Origin of the sequence: Phenylobacterium sp. (assembly GCF_041916435.1) — a bacterium.
In the GTDB taxonomy this organism is placed as follows: domain Bacteria; phylum Pseudomonadota; class Alphaproteobacteria; order Caulobacterales; family Caulobacteraceae; genus Phenylobacterium.
In genome coordinates, this window is the sequence record NZ_JAYRZM010000001.1 from 143350 (window position 1) to 162461 (window position 19112).

Consider the following 19112-nt stretch of genomic DNA (forward strand, 5'->3'; position numbering starts at 1 on the left):
CTAGCCCTTGGCCGGTTCGAACGAGGCCAGCACCCGGCGGCCACGCTCGTCCAGGCGGCAGGTCACCGCCGCGCCGAGCGGCTCCTGATCGATCATCTGCTTGACCAGGGTCAGGTCGGCCGGATCGGTCATGGCCACGAACCGCTCGCCGGCGGCGGTGCGGCAGACCAGCACGCCCGCCGGATCGCCGCGGCCGTAGTCGATGGTGTAGGTCTCCACCGTCCCGCTCATGGCCTCGTCCGGCGCGGGCCCGGGCGCCGGCCAGGCGTTGATCTGGTCCTGCAGGTCCTTGCTGGAGAAGCCCTTCCACGCGGCCGGCGCGGTGGAATAGACGCCGGTGGAATACTTCGACAGGAAGCCGCCGTTGGCGCCGACGAAGCCGTAGGCGCCGGGCCGCTCGCGCAGCGCCCGCACCATGCTGGCGATGGCGTGCATGGAGTAGTTGTTGCCGGCGCCGCCGAAGAACGGCAGGCCGCCGGTGACGGTGAGCGGGCGCGGATCGTCCGGGGCGATCCCGAGCTCCTCGCGCACGTCGAACACGGCCACCGGGAAGCAGCTATAGAGGTCGAAGAGCGCCACGTCGGCCACGCCGATCCCGGCCAGCTCGAGCGCGCGGCGGGCGGCGACGCCCGCGGCGGGATAGGCCGACAGGTCCTGGCGCTCGATCGGCGTGCGCTCGGCCACGTCCGCGCCGCCGTGCAGATAGACGAGCCGGTCCTGCGGCACGCCCAGCTCGCGGGCCTTGCCGGCGGAGGTGATCAGCACGGCCGCGCCCTGGTTGGCCTGGTCGCGGGCGATCATGCGGCGGGGGAAGGGATCGGCCACCAGCCGGTTCTTCGGCGTGATCGTCGCCAGGCCCTCGGCGTCGAACACCTCGCGGGACATGGCGTGGGGATTGGCCGAGGCGACCTTGGTGAAGGGCGCGAAGAGCTCGCCCATCTCCAGGGCGTAGGCGGCGCGGCCCAGCCCGCGCTTGGCCCGGCGGGCGTTCTCGTAGAGGGCGTAGAGCTGGATCGGCGTGCGCGCGCCGTGGTTGGCGAGTTCGGCCGTGACCAGTCCGTCCAGGGCGTAGCCGCGATCCTCGAGCTGGCCGCCGACGGTCTCGCTCCAGTCGCGGGTCTCGCCCCTGGAAGTCAGGTCGCGGACCGTGGAGATGGCTTCGGAGCCGCAGATCAGGGCCATCGTCATCTCGCCCTTGCCGATGGCCTGGGCGAACTCGTTGATCAGGTGCTGCGGGCCCTGGCCGCCCACCACCTCCAGGATCGCCCGGGCCGGGTCGGCGCCGATGCGGCGGGCCACCGAGCGGGGGAAGTTGTCGGACTTGCCGAAGGGGGCGACGGCGTGCGCGCCGGAAACCTCGAACTGGCGGATGGCGGCGATCACGTCGATCGCCGGGGCGACGTCGGCGCCTGTGTCCTCGCAGGCCGCCTTGGCGGCGTGGGCGGCGAGCTCCACCGGCGAGAGGGCGGCGTAGTCGGGGGCGTCGATCCGCTCGGAAGCTTCGCCCACTCCGATGATCACCGGCGTCAAGTCGTCCACGCGCGCTCCTCCCAGGCGTCCAGCTCGTTGGCCGGCACCTTAGACGGCTGACGCGGCGGCGCCTCAACGATGAAATCGCGGGCGCCGCCGGCAGGCCGGCGCGGGCTATTCGCGGGTGTAGTCCGCCGGAATCTGCGGGTTCGGCCCGGCCTTGCCCCAGAGCACGATCTCGTTGCCCCAGGGGTCGCGGAAGGCGTGGTTGTAGCCGTTGAACTCGGACCAGTAGTGGTCGCGCCACAGGATGATCGCGCCGCGCTGCTCGGCGTCGGCCAGGATGCGCTCGGCGCTGTCGCCGTCGCCGATCAGGATCCAGACCCTGGACTTGCGCCCGTCCTGGCTGAGCGTGCGCGGCTCCACCCCGGCCGGGTTCGGGTGGGGGCGGGCGTTGTCGGCCTTGAAGATGCCGATGTGCAGGTTGCCGATCTCGCTGTCCGTGCCGTCGGGGTTCTTGAACTGGCCGCCGGGCACCATGCGGTGGTAGACGCCCAGCGGCCTGGGATCGTCCTGCCAGCCGAACACCTCGGCGTAGAAGCGGCCGGCGGCGGCCGGGTCGTCCGACGCCAGGTCGACGAAGATCAGGGTGTTGGGCGTGGCCACGCGGGGCTCCTGTGCTGACACGAAATCGGTCCAACCTAGACGCCGCGCCGCCGCGGTCTTGCCCGTGCGCGCACGGCGGCTTGCTCAGAACCGCCCGTCGTCCAGGAAATAGGCGCCCGCCAGAAATGTTACGGGACATTTGAGCAGGGCCGGCGGGCGGGGCTGGCGCAACGCCGTGGAGAAGGCGTAAGGCGGGGCGACCATCAACAGGAAGGCGCCGTCGTGTCCCAGGTTACCGCTTCCGAGCTCCCGTCCGCCAGTCTCGACCAGATTTTCCGCGAGGCGCGGACGCAGAACGTGTGGGATTCGGCGCCGCTGGACCCGGATGTCTTCAAGGCGATCTACGAACTGGCCAAGTGGGGCCCGACCTCGGCCAACGCCTCGCCGGCGCGGTTCGTGTTCGTGACCTCGCCCGAGGGCAAGGCGAAGCTGGCCCCGCACCTGTCGAGCAACAACCGCGAGAAGACCATGCAGGCGCCGGCCTGCGTGATCGTGGCCTACGACCTGGCCTTCGCCGAGAAGCTGCCGATGCTCTTCCCGCACGCGCCGGGCGTGAAGGACTGGTTCGCCGCGCCCGCGATCGCCCAGGAGACGGCGTTCCGCAATTCGAGCCTGCAGGGCGGCTATTTCATCGTGGCCGCGCGGGCGCTGGGCCTGGACTGCGGGCCGATGTCCGGCTTCGACGCCGCCGGCGTCGACGAGGCCTTCTTCGCCGGCACGAGCCTGAAGACCAACTTCCTGATCAACATCGGCCACGGCAAGCCCGAGGGCGTCTTCCCGCGCAATCCCCGGCTCAGCTTCGAGGAAGCCTGTCAGATCGTCTAAGGCCGTCTTGGCGAGGTCTGAAATTTCAGCGTAGGTTTATTGAGTACACGGAAGGTCGGAACGGGAGCGCCGGGTGTCACGCAGGTCACGCAAGCCGGACGACGGGGAAGGCCCCGGCGCGATCCGCAACAGCGTCGTCGCGGCGAGCGACGACTGGTCTCCCGACCTGCGCAAGGCCCGCGTCTACGAGCAGATCCTGCTCGACATCATCCTCGGCGTGCTGACGCCGGGCGCGCGGGTGGAGGAACAGGCCCTGGCCCGCCGCTACGACGCGGGCCTGGCCGGCGTGCGCGACGCGCTGGGCCGGCTGGCGCTGGAGGGCATGGTGCTGCGCCGCGCCCGCTCCGGCACCACGGTCTCGCCGCTCGACCTGGTGGACCTGCGCCAGGGCTATGAGGCCCGGGCCCTGATCGAGCCGCACTGCGCGGCGCTGGCGGCGGTCAACGCCGCCGACGAGGAGCGCGCCGTGATCCTGGCCGCCTTCGACGACGGCGAGCGGGCGGCCCGCGAACGCGACCGTCGCGCCCTGGTGGCGATGGACCAGCGATTCCACTACGCGATCGCCCAGGCCAGCCAGAACGGCGCGCTCGCGCGCATCCTCATTCCCTTGCAGCACAAGGCCGCCCGCTTCTGGGTCTACACCATGGGCGCGACCACCGAGGACGAGCGGGTGGCCGACATCCGCCAGCATCGCGAGGTGGCCGAACGCATCGCCGCGCGCGATGCGGAGGGCGCGCGGGCGGCCATGACGCGCGTGCTGGGCGTGCTGCCCGACACGGTCACGCGCACGCTGACGGGCGCTCCAGCCGAGGTTTCGAGCGAGTCCGCTCCCGCTGTCTGACGCGGCGTTAGGCGCCGCTTTGATGAATCTGGCCGCCTTCGCGGCGCCCTGCACATTTCATCTGAAATTTCAGAAGACATTTTTGACCTGGATCAAGGCGGCGCCGGATTTTAGTTCCCGAGGCCTGCGGGACAGGGGATACCGCCATCCGGCGGATGGTCCGTTCGCCTCGAGAAGAGGGCGAGATGTCGAAACGACTTTTCTTGGCGGCAGGCGCGTCCTTGTCCGCCCTGCTGGCGAGCGGCGGGCTCGCGCAAGCGCAAACCGCCGCCACCGGCGCTGAAGCCGCCGCAACGGCCGGCGGCAGCGCGATGGCCTCGCAAGTGGACGAGGTCGTGGTGGTGGCGCGCGACAAGGCGGGCCTTCTGGAGAAGACGCCCAACGACAGCGTCTTCGGCCTGGACAAGGCGCTGATCGAGACGCCGCGCTCGGCCAGCTTCGCCAGCGACGTGACCCTGGAGCGCTACGGCATCGAGTCGATCGACGACCTGACGTCGATCTCGCCGGGCACCTACACGGCCAGCTTCTACGGCGTGCCCGGCGCGCTGAACATCCGCGGCACGCTGGCGGAAAACTACTTCCGCGGCTTCAAGCGGATCGAGAACCGCGGCACCTATTCCACGCCGATCGGCGACGCGGCCCAGATCGAGATCGTGCGCGGCCCGCCGACGCCGATCTACGGCGCGGGCAAGGTGGGCGGCATGCTCAACTTCGTCCCCAAGTCGGGACGCAGCGAAGACAAGTACATCTCCGAGGTGGAAGGCGAGGTCGAGGCCACCGTCGGCTCCTATGACAAGAAGCAGGTCGCCGGCCAGATCGGCGCGCCGCTGAACTTCGGCTCGATCGAGGGCGGGGCCCACCTCTACGCCGAGGGCGAGGACTCCGGCAGCTTCTACCGGGGCATCCATCCCAAGCGCCAGATCATCGAAGGCTCGGTCGACTTCGATCTGGGCAACGGCTGGAGCACCGCGCTGGACGCGATGTTCTTCCATTCCGACGGCGACGTGCAGACGCCCGGCTGGAACCGCCTGACCCAGGACCTGATCGACAACCAGACCTACATCACCGGCCGCGACACGACGCTGGTGGACGCCAACGGCGACGGCAAGCTGACCCCCAACGAGATCGGCTACTACCCCTACGCCTCGGCGCTGTACCAAGCCTACTACGGCTATCCGTCGACCGACGCCAACCACACCCTGGACACGGGCGTGGGCACCACCAAGCTCGACCCGCGCACGGTCTACATCAGCAAGGCCGACTTCTCGCACACCTGGACCAAGACCGCGTACTGGGACCTGGCCAAGGAGTTCGACAACGGCTCGGCGCTGAAGCTGCAGCTCTTCTACGACTCGCTGAACAACAAGCGCTTCGTCTCCTACGGCTATCCGGCGTGGTTCACCTCGGAAGTCGGCGAGGCGCGCGTCACCTACAACTTCGACGCCAACTTCGGGATCGTGAAGAGCAAGTCGTTCGTCGGCGCCTCCTACCGCGCCTTCGACGGCCGCCGCCGGGAAAGCTACAACTCCGGCCTGATCGCGCTCGACCGCCGCGACATCTCCTACGGCGCGACGGCCAACGACATCATCGACGATCCGTTCTCGCCGGAGAGCTACGGCCTGCAGTGGGAGAACGACAACCACTCCCGCTGGCGCGACGCCGGGGTGTTCTTCACCTCGGACATCTATTTCGGCGAGCGGCTGAACCTGATGCTGGGCGCCCGCTACGACGACTATGACGTCAAGTCGCACGACGACGGCCTGGTGTCCTACCAGCCGACCGGCGAGCAGAAGGCCGGCAAGGGCAAGGGCACCTACACCGCCTCGCTGAGCTATCAGTTCCCGTTCGGCCTGATGCCCTACATCACCTACGCCAAGGGCGCGGCGCTGGAGATGAGCCAGGCGGGCGACATCGCCCCGTCGCTGATCTCCAAGGGCTCGTGGCTGTCGGACTCCGACCTGGCCGAGGGCGGAGTGAAGTTCCAGCTCCTGAAGGGCACGCTGGTCGGCTCGCTGTCGCTCTACCGGCAGAACCGCACCCAGCTCACCGGCGGGCCGAACCCGACGGTGCAGGGCACGCGGGCCAAGGGCGCCGAACTGGAAGTGCGCTACCTGGCCAGCGAGAACCTGAGCTTCACCTTCGCCGGCAACACCCAGCACACTGAAGTGAAGGGCCCCGACACCAGCTTCGCCTACATCCCGTACTATGTGACGGGCGTGGATGCGACCGACTCCTTCGGCGGCACCTACGTGGTCTGGGCCTTCAACACCCTGCCGGGCCGGGCGGGCGATTACGCCTACACCCTGATCCCGCACTCGGTGCTCAGCCTCTACGGCACCTACACCAGCGACGAGTACGACTGGGGCCGGGTGGGCGCGACCGCCGGGGCCACCTATGTGAGCAAGACGCAGCAGACGATCCAGGGCGGGATCACCTTCCCCTCCTACACGGTCGCCAACCTGTCGTTCTTCTACGAGAAGGGCCCGTTCCAGGCGTCGGTCAATATCGATAACCTGTTCGACCAACTCTACTTCACGCCGGACGCCGACTCCTACGCCAACCTGGGCGCTCTGCCCGGCAAGGGCCGCGAGTGGCGCCTGACCCTGAAGCGTTCGTTCTAACGCGAGGGCCGCGCCGGTCATCGCGGCCGGCGCCGCCCTCGCCCGTAGGGCCCCCTGGGCCCGGGAGTGCATGAGATGTCCAGGATCGAATGGCGGCCGTGGCTGCTGCTGATCGTGTTCAGCGTGCTGCTGTTCATGATCATGGCGGCGACCTTCTCGTCCCTGGGCGTGGTGCTGCCTTCGATGGTGGGCGAGCTGAAGTGGAACTGGGCCCAGGCGGGCCTGGGCTTCACCCTGCTCGGCGCCTGCTGCGGCGGCTCGGCCTGGTTCCCGCCCATCCTGATCCGCCGCTTCGGCGTGCGCTCGACGCTCCTGGTCGGCACGGTGGTGATGGCGGCGGGCTTCCTGGCGCTCTACTACTCCGGCCAGAGCATCTGGCTCTATTTCACCGGCACGGCGCTGTGCGGGGTGGGCTATCAGTTGATGGCCCTGATCCCCGGCACGCACGTGCTGGCCGCGGCCTTCAAGCGCCGCGCCATGGCCTTCGGCGTCTATTTCACCCTGGGCGGACTGGGCGGCGTGGCCGGCCCGCTGATCGCTCTGGGGGTGATGGGCCAGGCCGGCGGCGACTGGCGCACCTTCTGGATGGTCCAGGTGGTCGCCTCGCTGGTCATCGGCGTGGTCTGCGCCGCCCTGATCCCCGGCCGCGACTGGCTGGAGCGCTCCTCCCAGCGGATCGACGCGGAGCTGAAGGCCGAGACCGAGGCCCAGGCGGCCTCCTCGACGCCGGCGCGCGTCTACCGCACGGCCGTCGACTGGACCACCAAGCAGGCCGCCCGCACGCCGCAGTTCTACATCCTGGTGGCCGCCTATTTCGTGCACCTGCTGAGCGGGGTGACGGTCTCCAGCCTGTCGGTCGCCCACCTTACCGAGCGCGGCGTCACGCCGGCGGTGGCCGGCGCCATGCTGAGCCTGGAGGCGCTGATGGCCACCGGCGCGCGGTTCATTGGCGGCCTGATCGGCGACCACGTGGACCCCAAGCTGCTGCTGGTGGTCGCGATCGGCGCCCTGGGCATGGGCTCGGTCGCCCTGAGCGTGGCCGACACCTATCCGCTGATGATGCTCTACGCGCTGGGCACCGGCGTCGGCTTCGGCCTGACGGCGCTGGCGGTGACGGTGCTGCTGATCAACTACTTCGGCCGGGCGCACAACCTGGAGATCTTCTCCACCGTCTGCCTGGCGGGGGCGCTCTCGGCGCTGGGCCCCACCATCGGCGGCGTGCTGCGCGACAGCCTGGGCAGCTTCTCGCCCACCTTCCAGCTCTTCGGCGTCGTGGCCGCGATGGTCTTCGTCGCCTCGCTCTTCATGCGCCCGCCCAAGCCGCTTCCCGCGGCCGAGACGGCGGCGGGCGAGATCCAAGTCCAAATGGTCAATGACCCTGCCTGAGGGAAGTAAGATGTATCACAAGGCTTTGAAGAAAAAGGACTTTGGCGTCTTCCTCCCGGTCGCCAACGGCGGCTGGATCATCTCGAAGACCTCGCCGCCCCTGGACGACCTGTGGTTCCAGAACCGCCAGGCGGCGATCATCGCCGACGAGATCGGCCTGGACTTCGTGATGTCCATGGGCAAGTGGCGCGGGTTCGGCGGGGAGACCAACCACTGGGGCTCGTCGCTGGAGTCGGCGACGATGATGGCCGGCATCGCCGAAGCCACCAAGAACGTGAAGATCTGGGCCACGGTCCACCCGCTGCTGCAGAACCCGGCGGTGACGGCGAAGATCATCACGACGCTGGACCACATCTCCGGCGGCCGGGCGGGGCTGAACATCGTGGCCGGCGCCTACCGCGAGGAGTTCTCGCAGATGGGCGCGTGGGACGAGAGCCTGAACCACGACGACCGCTACGTGCTGACCGAGGAATGGACCGCGATCATCAAGCGGCTGTGGAGCGAGGAGAGCGTCACCCACGACGGCCGCTTCTTCCACATGGACGACTGCCAGTCGAACCCCAAGCCGGTGTCGAAGCCGCGGCCGACCCTGATCTGCGCGGGCCAGTCCGACCGGGGCTTCCAGTTCTCGGTGCGCGAGGCCGACGCCTGCTTCATCGGCGGGCGCACGCCCGAGGAGCGCCGCGACAACAGCCGCCGCGCCAAGGCCCTGGCCGAGAAGCTGGAGAAGCCGATCAAGACCTACGCCATGTGCACGGTCATCCACGGCGAGACCGACGCGGCGGCCGAGAAGATGGTCCAGCACTACGCCGAGGGCAAAGACATGGGCGCGATCCTGTCGATGCTGAAGAGCTGGGGCGTGCCGGCCGAGCGCCTGTCGACCATCGCCGACAGCCAGGGCGCGATCATGACCCAGACGGCGGTCGGCTCGCCGGCCACCTGCGCCGCGCAGATCGAGGAGTTCGTCGAGTTCGCCGAGCTGGACGGGCTGATGCTGATCTTCCCCGACTACGCCGAGGGCCTGACGATGCTGGGCTCGGAAATCCTGCCGGGACTGCGGGCCCACTTCGCATGAACGCGGCGGTCGTAGAAACCAAGGCGCCCGAGGGGCTGGCCGGCTGGATCGAGCCGGCCCGCACGGCGGTGGTGGTGGTGGACATGCAGGTCGACTTCGCCGCCCCGGAGGGCGTGCTGGGGGCGGCCGGCGTGGACCTGTCCAGCGTGCCGCCGGCCCTGGCGGCGGCCGAGACGCTGGTGGACGCCGCGCGCGAGGCCGGCGCCAAGGTGGTGTTCGTGGGCTTGCAGACCCGCGCCGAGACGGATTCGCCGGCCTGGCGCGAGCGCATGGTCCGGCGCGGCGGCGACCCGGACTCCGGCTCGGCGCTCTGCCGGGCCGACGAGACGGGCTCGGACTTCTACGGGCCGACGCCGCAACCCGGCGAGCTGGTGGTGGGCAAGACCCGCTACTCCGGCTTCGTCGGCACCGATCTGGACGCCCAGCTCAAGGCCATGGGCGTGGACACCCTGATCGTCTGCGGCCTGACCACCGAATGCTGCGTGGACTGCACCGTGCGCGACGCCTTCCACCTGGACTACCACGTGTTCGTGCCGACCGACGCCTGCGCCGCCTATGAGGACGACCTGCACACCAGCTCGCTGAAGAGCCTGGAGCTCAACTGCGCGATCCTGGTCACCGCCGACCAGGTGGCCGCCGCCTGGCAAGGAGCCGCCTGATGGCCGACGGATTTTCCCTGGCCGGCGCGGCCGCGCCCTTCGCCGTGGACGAGACGGCGGCCAAGCGCATCGCCGCGGCCATCGACGAGGCCGAGGCGGTGGAGCTGGCCCTGACGCTGGGCAACATCCCGAGCCCCGCCGGCGGCGAGCTGGCGGCCGGCAACTTCGTCTACGACTGGATGGAGAAGGAGGGCTTCAACCCCCGCAAGGTGGGCGCGACGCCCGAGCGCAACAACATCATCGGCACCTACGGCGGCAAGGGCGAGGGCAAGAACCTCCTGTTCACCGCCCACCTGGACACCGAGAGCCCCACCTGGGATCCGGACCTGGACGCCCAGAAGTATCGCGCCGAGACCCTGAAGAACCCGGAGTGGCAGAGCTGCTGGCTCGAGGACGGCAAGCTCTACGGCTATCCGATCGCCAACGACCGCGGGCCGATGACCTGCTTCCTGATCGCGGCCAAGGCGCTGAAGAAGGCCGGCTACGACCTGTCCGGCAAGCTCTACCTCACGGCCTGCCCGGGCGAGATCGGTCCCGAGCCGATCGAGGAGCACCGGGGCGTGGCCTACATGGGCAAGGACATCGGCGCCCATTACCTGTTCCACCACGGCGGCGTGGCGCCCGACTTCGCCATCGCCGCGGAAGGCTGCGACTACGGCCTGACCTGGGTGGGCTGCGGCTATGCTGTGTTCCGCATCCGGCTGTGGGGGGAGGGGGTGTTCACCCCGCTGCTGACCCATCCGGACAACCCCGGCGACCATCCCAATCCGCTCTACCGCGTGGGCAAGCTGACCGACGCCCTGCACGCCTGGAGCAAGACGCACGACGCGACGAGCATCTACGAGAGCCCGGGCGGCACGGCGATCCCCAAGTCGCAGGTGGCCTCGATCCGCGGCGGCCTGCCGTTCTCGTTCGGCGCCGGCACGGAGCTGGCGTCGGTCTATCTGGAAGTGGGGCTCAACCCCACCGAACGGATCGCCGACCTGCAGCATTCGCTGGAGCGCATGGTGCGCGAGGCGGGCCTGGGCGAGGTGGACATCGAGCCGGTGGTCGTGCGCCACGGGTTCGAGGCCGACGCCGGCGAGGTCGCCCCGCTGGTGGGCGCGGTCGACGCGGCCACGCGCCTGACCCTGGGCCATCCGGTGCAGAAGGCCGCGGCGGTCTATTCGAGCATGTGGCGCGATCACAACGTCTTCAACATGCAGCGGATTCCGGCGATCACCACGGGCTTTCGCCGCTGGCGGCCGACGCCGAAGGACCTGACCGACAGCGCCCTGATCTTCGCCCTGACGGCCCTGGCCGTGTGCGGCGAGGCGACCGACGCCCAGGCGGTCGAGCGCGGCCGGCCGGTGTACGGCGACAACCCCTTCGGGTCGGACCAATGAGCTTCGGGCCGGCGGTGGCGGGCGAGGCGCAGGCCGAGCCGATGGACCCGGCGCTCTGGCGCTCGGCCATGGGCAGCTTTCCCTCGGGGGTGACGATCGTCACCACCCTGGACGGCGACCGGCCGGTGGGCACGACGGCGAGCGCCTTCACCTCGGTCTCGCTGTTCCCGCCGCTGCTCCTGGTCTGCCTGGACCACAAGAGCCGCACCCTGGCGGCCGTGCGGCGGGCGGGGTTCTTCTGCATCAACGTTCTGGCCGAGCACCAGGCGGACCTGGCGCGCCTGTTCGCCGGGGCCGGGGCGACCGACCGCTTCCGCGACGTGGAGATCGGCGAGGGCCGCATGGGCGCGCCGGTGATCGGCGGCTCGGTGGCGGTGGTCGAATGCGCCCTGCACGCGGCGCACACCGCCGGCGACCATGACATACTGATCGGCCGCGGCCTGGGCGTGGAGACCCGCGCCGGCGCGCCGCTGATCTACAGCAATGGACGCTTCGTCAAGGCGTCCGCGAACGACTGAGGACCCCAGGCATGGGATATGAAGTGCTGGACGTGCGGCCGGCGACCTACCGGATCGGCGCGGAAGTGGGCGGGATCGACCTGTCCGCGCCCCTGAGCAACCGCCAGGCCGCGGAGCTGCGCGACGCCCTGGCCGAGCACCAGGTGCTGTTCTTCCGCGACCAGCTCATGGACCACGAGAGCCACAAGGCGCTCGGCCGGCTGTTTGGCGAACTGGCCATCCACTCCGGCGTGCCGGGCCTGCCCGACCATCCGGAGGTGGTGGCGATCCATGCCGACGAGAACTCCAAGTTCGTGGCCGGCGAGAGCTGGCACTCCGACCTGACCGCCGACGCCGCGCCGCCGCTCGGCTCGATCCTCTACATGCACACCGTGCCCGAGTACGGCGGCGACACGGTGTTCGCCAGCATGACGGCGGCCTACGAGGCGCTCTCGCCGAAGATGAAGGCCTATCTGGACGGCATGAGCGCCGTCCACGACGCCAACCACATCTACAAGGCGCTGTTCCCCGACGTGGACAAGACATATCCCTGCTCGACCCACCCGGTGGTGCGCACCCACCCGGTGACGGGCAAGAAGTCGGTCTTCGTCAATCCGAGCTACACGACCCACATCGTCGGGGTCTCCCGCGACGAGAGCGACGCGATCCTGGGCTACCTCTACCGCCATTGCGGCAACCCGAACTTCCAGGTGCGCTTCCGCTGGCGGCCGAACTCGGTGGCCTTCTGGGACAACCGCTGCACCTGGCACCAGGCGATCTGGGACTACTTCCCGGCCGTGCGCTCGGGCTACCGCGTGACCATCGCTGGCGACAAGCCGTTCTGAGGCTGGTCAGGCAGGTTCCTTGGCCATGTCGACGAGTTCGTGCCAGCCGAAGCCCTTGCGGTAGTCGAGCACGCTGATCACCGCCGGCTCGACCTGGAAGAGCGCCATCTGCGAGGCGTCGCCGGTCAGGTACTGGCCGATCTCGGGGGCGAACTTCTCAAGGAACACGGCGCCGGCGCGGTCGAGATCCTCGGGCGTGGTGAGCCGGCGGGCGCGGCCGCCGATGGAGACGCCCTGGATCTCGTCCCACTTGTCGTAGGGCAGGTTCACGGTGAGCGAGACGCGGTCGTCGCGGGCGAGGTTCCGCGCCTTCTGCGAATGGGCGTCGCAGCCGAAGTAGATGGCCTCGCCGTCGCTGGCGTAGCTGACGGTGGTGGCCTGGGGCCAGCCGTCCTCGCGCACGGTGGCGACGGTCATGTCCTTGCCGTCCTTGAGGATGGTGCGGATTTCCTGGCGAAGCGCGGCGTCCATGGCGGCCTCCTGGCATGGGGTTCCAAGAGGCTAGGCGCACGGGCGGGCGCCGCCTTGATCGCGGTCAACGGGGCCGTTCAGTCGTCGAAGGCGATGCCGGTGGAGAGCGCGACCCAGTCGCCGATCTCGGCGGTCAGGGCGCCGATCTTGCGCGTGGCGTAGTGGATGGCGTCGGCGCCGAGCAGCAGGTGCAGCGGCGGGGCGTCCAGGTCGGCGATCTTCAGGATCGCGGCGGCGGCCTTGGCCGGATCGCCGCTCTCGTGGCCGGCGTGCCCGGCCAGGAGGCGCGGGGCCTCGTGGGCGGTGGCCTCATAGGCGTCGATCAGCCGCTGGGCGCGGGTGAGCGAGCGGCCGGCGTAGTCGGTGCGCATGCCGCCGGGGGCGACGTTGGTGACCTTGATCCCCATCGGCCCGACCTCTTGGGCCAGGGTCTCGCCGATGGCCTCCAGGGCGAACTTTGAGGCGCAGTAGACGCCGGTGCCCGACCAGGCGGCCAGGCCGCTGACCGAGGTGACGTTGACGATGTGGCCCGATCCCCTGGCGCGCATGGCCGGCAGCACGGCCTGGATCGCGGCCAGGGCGCCGAAGACGTTGACCTCGAACTGGGCCCGGGTCTCCGGGAGGCTCGCCTCCTCGACGGCGGCGATCAGGCCGTAGCCGGCGTTGTTGACCAGCACGTCGATCGCGCCGAAGGCCGCCTCCGCCCGGCCGACGGCCTCGTGCACGCCGGCCTCGTCGGTGACGTCGACGACCAGCGGCAGGGCGCCCGGGCCCAGGGCCGCCAGGGCCTCGGCGTCGGCGGCCTTGCGCACGGTGCCGGCCACCTTGTCGCCGCGGGCGAGGGCGGCCTCGGCCAGGGCGCGGCCGAGGCCGGAGCTGACGCCGGTGATGAACCAGGACTTGGTCACGCGCGTCTCGCCCATCAGAACGGCTTGTCGCCCTTGGCCCACAGCCGGTGCATCAGCCGGTAGTACTTGGTGTCGTCGTAGAGGGTGCCGGTGTGCAGGGTGCAGCGGTTGTCCCAGACGAGCACGTCGCCCTCGCGCCACTTGTGGCGATAGACGAAGCGGTCCTGCGTCACCCACTCCACCAGCTCGTCGATGAGCTGCAGGCCCTCGGGATTGGGCATGCCGACGATCTCCTTGACCGTGCCGGTGGAGACCCACAGCGCCTTGCGCCCGTCGGCCGGGTGGGTGCGGATCAGGGGGTGGATCACGTCGGGGTTCTGGGCCTTCAGCTCCTCGGAGAGGGTCTGGCGGCCGTATTCCCGCGTCTCCATGAAGTACTGGTAGCTGTGGTGCAGCTTCAGGTCCTTGAGCTGCTCCTGGCGTTCGGCGGGCAGGGCGTCCCAGGCCGCGCACTGGTCGGCCAGGAGGGTGTCGGAGCCCTCCGGCGGCACTTCCACGGCGTAGAGCATGGTGCACATCACCGGCTCGGCCTTGTAGCTGTAGTCGGTGTGCCAGCCGACGCCGTCGTTGTGGGCGCCGATCGGCTTGCCGTCGACGACGCGGTTGGAGAGCACGAACACCTTCGGATAGCCGGGCAGGGTGAACTGCTTCTGGGTGTGGTCCTCCGGCTCGCCGAAGCGGCCGATGAAGGCGGTGAGCTCGGCCGGATCGAGCGTCTGGCCGCGCAGCAGGATCGCCCCGTGCCTGTGGAAGGTGTCGACCACCGCATCGAGGGTCGCCTCGTCGGCGGTGTGGATGTCGACGTCCTCGATCTCGGCGCCGAAACCGGGGCCGAGGGGGCGCGTGCGCAGGGCGACGGCGGCTTCACTCATGAGGGCTCTCCTCGTCTAGATCGCGGCCCAAGCTAGCCCCGGACAGGGTCGTTCGTCTTGCCCGGGAACGCCCGTTCCTTTGCCTCGCGCGCAGGCCCGCCCACGCCCGGCGGGACGATCTGCGCACCCGGCGATCAACGGCGCCCGCAAAGGCGGCGCAAGCCCCGTTTCATCGGCCGACGACCAACTTGTCGTGCGCCCTGGTGCAAGACCGGGGAGGGGGGCGGGCGTAGCGTTTTCCCACGTTTTCGCCAGCCGCGCAGAGGATCGCCATGACCGCCCGCGCCTTCGCCGAGCCCCTGTTGTCCGACGCCTTCTTCGAGGGCCTGTCGTCGTCCACGCGGGCCTTCGACACCGCCGAGACCCTGCCGCCGGCCTGCTACGTGGACCGCGACTTCTACGAGTTCGAGAAGGAGGCGGTGTTCAACCACGAATGGCTGTGCGTCGGCCGCGAAGCCTGGGTGATGGAGCCGGGCGACTACTTCACCAGCCACATCGTCGGCGAGCCGATCATCGTGGCCCGCACGCGCAAGAACGAGCTGGTGGCGATGTCGTCGGTCTGCCAGCACCGGGCCATGCTGGTGGCCGAGGGGCGCGGCAACACCCGCGGCTTCCTGTGCCCCTACCACCACTGGACCTACGGCCTGGACGGGGCGCTGGTGAACGCCCCGGCGATGGAGCGCACCTGCGACTTCGACAAGGCCTCCATCCACCTGCCGCGCTTCAAGGTGGAGGTGTGGCTGGGCTTCATCTTCATCAACTTCGACCTGGAGGCGGCCCCGCTCGCCCCGCGCCTGGCCGACATCGAGGAGGCCCTCGCGCCCTACGACCTGGCCAACGCCGAGGGCCCGGTTCCCGACGCGCCCGGAAAGTTCCCCTGGAACTGGAAGGTGATGTTCGAGAACAACAACGACGGCTACCACGCCAGCCGTCTGCACCAGGGCCCGCTGCACGACTTCGTGCCCAGCGCCCAGTCGGTGTTCCCCGAGCCGCCGGAGGGCTCGGCCGGCTACCTGCGCTTCAACGGCACCCTGCACCCGGACGCCAGCTTCAACGTCACCCAGAAGGCGCTCCTGCCGGTGTTCCCGGGGCTGGGCGAGGTGGAGCGGGGCCGGATGACCTTCGCCAACATCCCGCCGACCCTGTCGCTGGTGGTGACGAGCGACATGGTGATCTACCTGATCCTGCGCGCCGACGGCCCGGAGACCCACGAGATGGACACCGGCCTGCTGTTCGCGCCGGGCGCCATGCAGGACCCGGCCTTCGAGCACAAGCTCGGCATGAACATGGCCGCGGCCAACGCCATCATCGCCCAGGACCTGCACGTGGACGGGCTGGTGCAGGTGGGCCTGCGCTCGCGCTACGCGATCCGCGGCCGCTATTCCTGGCAGGAGGGCGCGCAGATCGCCTTCAACCGCTGGCTCACGCCCCGCTACCAGGAGGCCTGGGGGCGGATGAAGGGCCAGAGCCTGCCGGCCGCGGCCGAGTGAGCGCCCGCCCGGTGACCCCCGCAACATCCATCCCCGCCGCCGACGCGGCCTGAAGGAGCAGCCCATGGCTTTCATCTGCGAGGCGGAGGGCGTTCGCCCGGACACGGTTCCCGGCGCGCTGCACCACCTGTCGGCCGTGCCCGAGACGGTGCACTGGGGCTACTTCGACCCGTCGGTGGCGCCGGTGCTGAAGGTGAAGAGCGGCGACCTGATCCGCGCCGAAGCCGTCACCCACCACGCGGGCGACGATCCGGAACTGATGTTCGACGAGAAGATCGCGCGGATCTTCAACGAGGTGCCGGCGACCGACCGCTATCCGGGCGTGCACATCATGACCGGGCCGATCTTCATCGAGGACGCCCAGCCGGGGGACATCCTGGAGGTGCGCTACCTGTCGATGGTCCCGCGCTTCCGCTACGGCTCGAACCTGGCCGCCAACTGGGGCTACCTCTACAAGGAGTTCGGCGAGAAGGAGCGGGTGACGATCTACGAGCTCGACCCGAACACCAACACCGCCAGCGCGCTCTACGCCTACGACTTTCCTGGCAAGTACCTGACGCCGGGCACGGTCACCCGCTGCCCCGAGTGCGACCGCCAGCCGGCGCTGGCGGGGGTGCGCGTGCCGGTGCGTCCGCACCTGGGCACGGCCGGCGTGGCGCCGGACGTCACCGGCCGGGTCTCGACCATCCCGCCGGGGCTGCACGGCGGCAACATCGACAACTGGCGGATCGGCGCAGGGGCGGTGATGTACTACCCCGTGCAGGTGGAGGGGGCGCTGTTCTCCATCGGCGACCCGCACGTCAGCCAGGGCGACGGCGAGCTTTCCGGCACGGCCATCGAGGCCTCGCTGAACGTCCTGTTCCAGGTGATCGTGAGGAAGGATTTCAGCTTCCGCTCGCCGCTGCTGGAGACGCCGAAGAACTGGATCGTCCACGGCTTCGACGAGGACCTCGACGTGGCCATGCGCCAGGCCTCGATGGACATGCTGAGCCTGCTCACCGAGCACCGGGGACTGTCGGCCAACGACGCCTATTCCCTGATGAGCGTGGCCGCGGACTTCGGCGTGACCCAGGTGGTGGACGGCCGCCAGGGAATCCACGTGCGCATGCCCCGCGACATCTTCGGACCTCAGACGGGCGTCAAGAAATAGGTTCAACGGGTTGAAAGCCTGGCAGTTCACGACGGACACCTATCCTCGCGAAGAGCGCCGCGAAGCCTGGCGCGACGCCATGACTCGTCTGCGCCTGCCGGTCGGCGTGCTGCCCGAGGCCGAGCCCTTCCGCGCCCAGGTCTCGTGCCTGACCTCGCCGATGGGCATGGAGTTCGCGGTGGTGGCCTCGACCCCGCAGGAGATCAGCGGGCGCAACCCCGACCAGCCGGCCGCGGTGTGGCTGGCCCAGTTGCTGGACGGCCAGGCGGTGCTCTGGGACGGGGCGCGCGAGGTGAAGGCGGCCCCGGGCGACATCATCTACGGGCCCACCGGCATGGCCGCCTCGCTGCGGCTGGAGACGAAGTTCCGGCTCCTGTTCATCACCGCGCCGAGGGTGGCGCTGGACCACCGGCTGCTCGCGCCCTTCGCGCTGAGGGTCGGGCGGCTGGCGGCGGGCTCGGGGGTGAACCACGTCTTCTCCGGGCTGCTCCGGGCCACGGCCGAGGCGCTCGAGGACCTGACCTCCGACCAGCTTCGTCCGGTGGAGCTGGCGCTCACCGAGTTCCTGGTGGCGAGCCTGGCGCTGGAGGGCGGGCCGGCGGCGCAGGGCGGCGCGGCGGGCGCGCGGGCGGTGCAGCTGCATCGCGTCTGCCAGACCATCGAGACCCTGCTGGCCGAGCCGGACCTGACCCTGCGCCGGGTGGCCGACGAGGACGGGGTTTCGCCGCGCTATCTGCAGAAGCTGTTCGAGTCCGCCGGCCAGAGCTTCTCCGGCTACATCCGCACGCGCCGGCTGGAGCGCTGCCGCGCCGACCTGGCGAGCCCGGCGTGCGCGCAGCTTTCCATCTCGCAGATCTGCTTCCGCTGGGGCTTCAACGGCTCGGCCCACTTCAGCCGCGCCTTCCGCGACCAGTACGGCCTGCCGCCCCGGGAGTACCGCAGGGCGGCCGCGGCGGGCGAGGCGGCGACGGCCGTCGCGGCCTGAGCCGGCTCAGGCGCCGACCAGCCGGTCGATCTCGGCCCGCTTGGGGCTGGACTGCGCCGCGCCCGGCCTGAGCACCGAGATCGAGGCCGCCGCGTTGGCGCGCACCATCGCGTCCTCCAGGCCGTAGCCCTCGGCCAGGGCCGCGGCGAACACCCCGCAGAAGCAGTCGCCGGCGCCCACCGTGTCCACCGCGTCGACGCGCCGGCCGGGCACGTGCAGGGTCTCGCCGGCGGTGACGGCGACCGCGCCCTCCGCGCCCAGGGTGGCCACCACCGTCTGGTCGGGCCGGGCGATCAGGTTGCGGGCCGCCGCGGTGACCGCCGCCTGGGTGGAGGGGGCGTCGTCGAGGCCGGCGAAGCGGGCGAGCTCGGTTTCGTTGACGATCAGGACGTCGGCCAGCGGCAGCAGCGGCGCGCCCTCCAGGAGCGCGGGGGCGGCGTTGAGGATCTTCACCGCGTCGGCGGTCTGCGGCGAGCGGAACAGGGCCTCGATCGCCGGCAGGGTCGCCTCGAACTGGGCGAGCACCACGCGGGCGTCCGACAGGTCCTGGGCGAGGACGTGCTCGTCCAGGCAGGCGGCGTTGGCGCCGGAGGCGACGACGATGGTGTTGCCGCCGCGATTGTCCAGGGTGATGAACGCCTGGCCGGTGGGCTGGCCCTCGATCCGGGCCACGGCCGTCAGGTCGACGCCGGCCCGGGCCAGGAAGGCGAGCATCTGGGCGCCGGCGGCGTCCTGGCCCACCGCGCCGATCAGCCGCGTGGGGGCGCCGAAGCGGGCGGCGGCGACCGCCTGGTTGGCGGCCTTGCCGCCCGGCGTGGTGGCCAGCTCGCGCCCGGACACGGTCTCGCCGCGCGCGGGCAGGGCCGCGACCTTGACCACGTAGTCGAGATTGATGCCGCCCAGTACGCAGACGCTCACGCCGGTCCCTCCGTTTGAACGGGACAAGCTTTACAGCAGATCGGACAG

Annotated in this window: 18 protein-coding genes; 12 read left to right on the forward strand and 6 right to left on the reverse strand. The window is 70.2% G+C overall.

From position 1 onward, the window contains the following. Complete coding sequence (locus tag ACE3TA_RS00730; protein WP_374569774.1) at nucleotides 1-1539, reverse strand: acetyl-CoA acetyltransferase; 1539 nt, start codon at nucleotides 1537-1539, stop codon at nucleotides 1-3. A 105-nt stretch (nucleotides 1540-1644) separates the two neighbouring features. Continuing rightward, complete coding sequence (locus ACE3TA_RS00735) at nucleotides 1645-2136, reverse strand: VOC family protein (RefSeq protein WP_374569775.1); 492 nt, start codon at nucleotides 2134-2136, stop codon at nucleotides 1645-1647. 222 nt (nucleotides 2137-2358) lie between these two features. Here ACE3TA_RS00735 and ACE3TA_RS00740 point away from each other — a divergent pair, with 222 nt between their 5' ends. The 9 genes from ACE3TA_RS00740 to ACE3TA_RS00780 all read left to right on the forward strand — a co-directional run bounded on the left by ACE3TA_RS00740 (nucleotide 2359) and on the right by ACE3TA_RS00780 (nucleotide 12270). Further along, on the forward strand, nucleotides 2359-2961 hold the full coding sequence (locus ACE3TA_RS00740; RefSeq protein WP_374569776.1) for a malonic semialdehyde reductase: 603 nt from the start codon (nucleotides 2359-2361) through the stop codon (nucleotides 2959-2961). 121 nt (nucleotides 2962-3082) lie between these two features. Beyond that, complete coding sequence (locus ACE3TA_RS00745; protein ID WP_374571088.1) at nucleotides 3083-3802, forward strand: GntR family transcriptional regulator; 720 nt, start codon at nucleotides 3083-3085, stop codon at nucleotides 3800-3802. 185 nt (nucleotides 3803-3987) lie between these two features. Further along, entirely contained in the window at nucleotides 3988-6423 is a 2436-nt protein-coding gene (locus tag ACE3TA_RS00750; RefSeq protein WP_374569777.1) for a TonB-dependent siderophore receptor, read from the forward strand. 75 nt (nucleotides 6424-6498) lie between these two features. Beyond that, nucleotides 6499-7809, forward strand: coding sequence for a CynX/NimT family MFS transporter (locus ACE3TA_RS00755; protein ID WP_374569778.1), 1311 nt, complete (start codon nucleotides 6499-6501; stop codon nucleotides 7807-7809). A 10-nt stretch (nucleotides 7810-7819) separates the two neighbouring features. After that, nucleotides 7820-8884 (forward strand): LLM class flavin-dependent oxidoreductase, encoded by a 1065-nt coding sequence (locus tag ACE3TA_RS00760; protein WP_374569779.1) that lies wholly within the window; start codon nucleotides 7820-7822, stop codon nucleotides 8882-8884. After that, nucleotides 8881-9543, forward strand: a complete 663-nt coding sequence (locus tag ACE3TA_RS00765; protein WP_374569780.1) for a cysteine hydrolase family protein — start codon at nucleotides 8881-8883, stop codon at nucleotides 9541-9543. The genes ACE3TA_RS00760 and ACE3TA_RS00765 overlap by 4 nt, the downstream gene beginning before the upstream one ends. After that, nucleotides 9543-10928, forward strand: a complete 1386-nt coding sequence (locus ACE3TA_RS00770; protein WP_374569781.1) for a peptidase M20 — start codon at nucleotides 9543-9545, stop codon at nucleotides 10926-10928. Before ACE3TA_RS00765 ends, ACE3TA_RS00770 begins: the two co-directional genes overlap by 1 nt. Further along, the gene (locus ACE3TA_RS00775) at nucleotides 10925-11446 is read left to right on the forward strand and encodes a flavin reductase family protein (protein WP_374569782.1); all 522 of its coding nucleotides are present in this window, start codon (nucleotides 10925-10927) and stop codon (nucleotides 11444-11446) included. The genes ACE3TA_RS00770 and ACE3TA_RS00775 overlap by 4 nt, the downstream gene beginning before the upstream one ends. 11 nt (nucleotides 11447-11457) lie before the next feature. Then, nucleotides 11458-12270 (forward strand): TauD/TfdA dioxygenase family protein, encoded by an 813-nt coding sequence (locus ACE3TA_RS00780; protein WP_374569783.1) that lies wholly within the window; start codon nucleotides 11458-11460, stop codon nucleotides 12268-12270. 6 nt (nucleotides 12271-12276) lie between these two features. Here ACE3TA_RS00780 and ACE3TA_RS00785 read toward each other — a convergent pair whose 3' ends face one another. The 3 genes from ACE3TA_RS00785 to ACE3TA_RS00795 all read right to left on the reverse strand — a co-directional run bounded on the left by ACE3TA_RS00785 (nucleotide 12277) and on the right by ACE3TA_RS00795 (nucleotide 14521). After that, nucleotides 12277-12741 carry a pyridoxamine 5'-phosphate oxidase family protein gene (locus tag ACE3TA_RS00785; protein WP_374569784.1) on the reverse strand — a complete coding sequence of 155 codons (465 nt, stop codon included), beginning with the start codon at nucleotides 12739-12741 and terminating at the stop codon, nucleotides 12277-12279. Between the two features lie 77 nt (nucleotides 12742-12818). After that, a complete protein-coding gene (locus tag ACE3TA_RS00790; RefSeq protein WP_374569785.1) occupies nucleotides 12819-13664 on the reverse strand; it encodes an oxidoreductase in 846 nt (281 codons plus the stop codon). Next, nucleotides 13664-14521 (reverse strand): TauD/TfdA dioxygenase family protein, encoded by an 858-nt coding sequence (locus ACE3TA_RS00795; RefSeq protein WP_374569786.1) that lies wholly within the window; start codon nucleotides 14519-14521, stop codon nucleotides 13664-13666. The genes ACE3TA_RS00790 and ACE3TA_RS00795 overlap by 1 nt, the downstream gene beginning before the upstream one ends. A gap of 272 nt (nucleotides 14522-14793) precedes the next feature. Between ACE3TA_RS00795 and ACE3TA_RS00800 the strand changes: the two genes are divergently transcribed. The 3 genes from ACE3TA_RS00800 (at nucleotide 14794) to ACE3TA_RS00810 (ending at nucleotide 18146) form a co-directional block, all read left to right on the forward strand. Further along, nucleotides 14794-16011, forward strand: coding sequence for an aromatic ring-hydroxylating dioxygenase subunit alpha (locus ACE3TA_RS00800; protein ID WP_374569787.1), 1218 nt, complete (start codon nucleotides 14794-14796; stop codon nucleotides 16009-16011). Between the two features lie 64 nt (nucleotides 16012-16075). Next, nucleotides 16076-17161 (forward strand): acetamidase/formamidase family protein, encoded by a 1086-nt coding sequence (locus ACE3TA_RS00805; protein ID WP_374569788.1) that lies wholly within the window; start codon nucleotides 16076-16078, stop codon nucleotides 17159-17161. 79 nt (nucleotides 17162-17240) lie between these two features. After that, complete coding sequence (locus ACE3TA_RS00810; protein WP_374569789.1) at nucleotides 17241-18146, forward strand: AraC family transcriptional regulator; 906 nt, start codon at nucleotides 17241-17243, stop codon at nucleotides 18144-18146. A 6-nt stretch (nucleotides 18147-18152) separates the two neighbouring features. Here ACE3TA_RS00810 and ACE3TA_RS00815 read toward each other — a convergent pair whose 3' ends face one another. Continuing rightward, nucleotides 18153-19064: a ribokinase gene (locus ACE3TA_RS00815; RefSeq protein ID WP_374569790.1), complete on the reverse strand. Its 912-nt coding sequence runs from the start codon at nucleotides 19062-19064 to the stop codon at nucleotides 18153-18155. Nucleotides 19065-19112 lie beyond the last annotated feature (48 nt).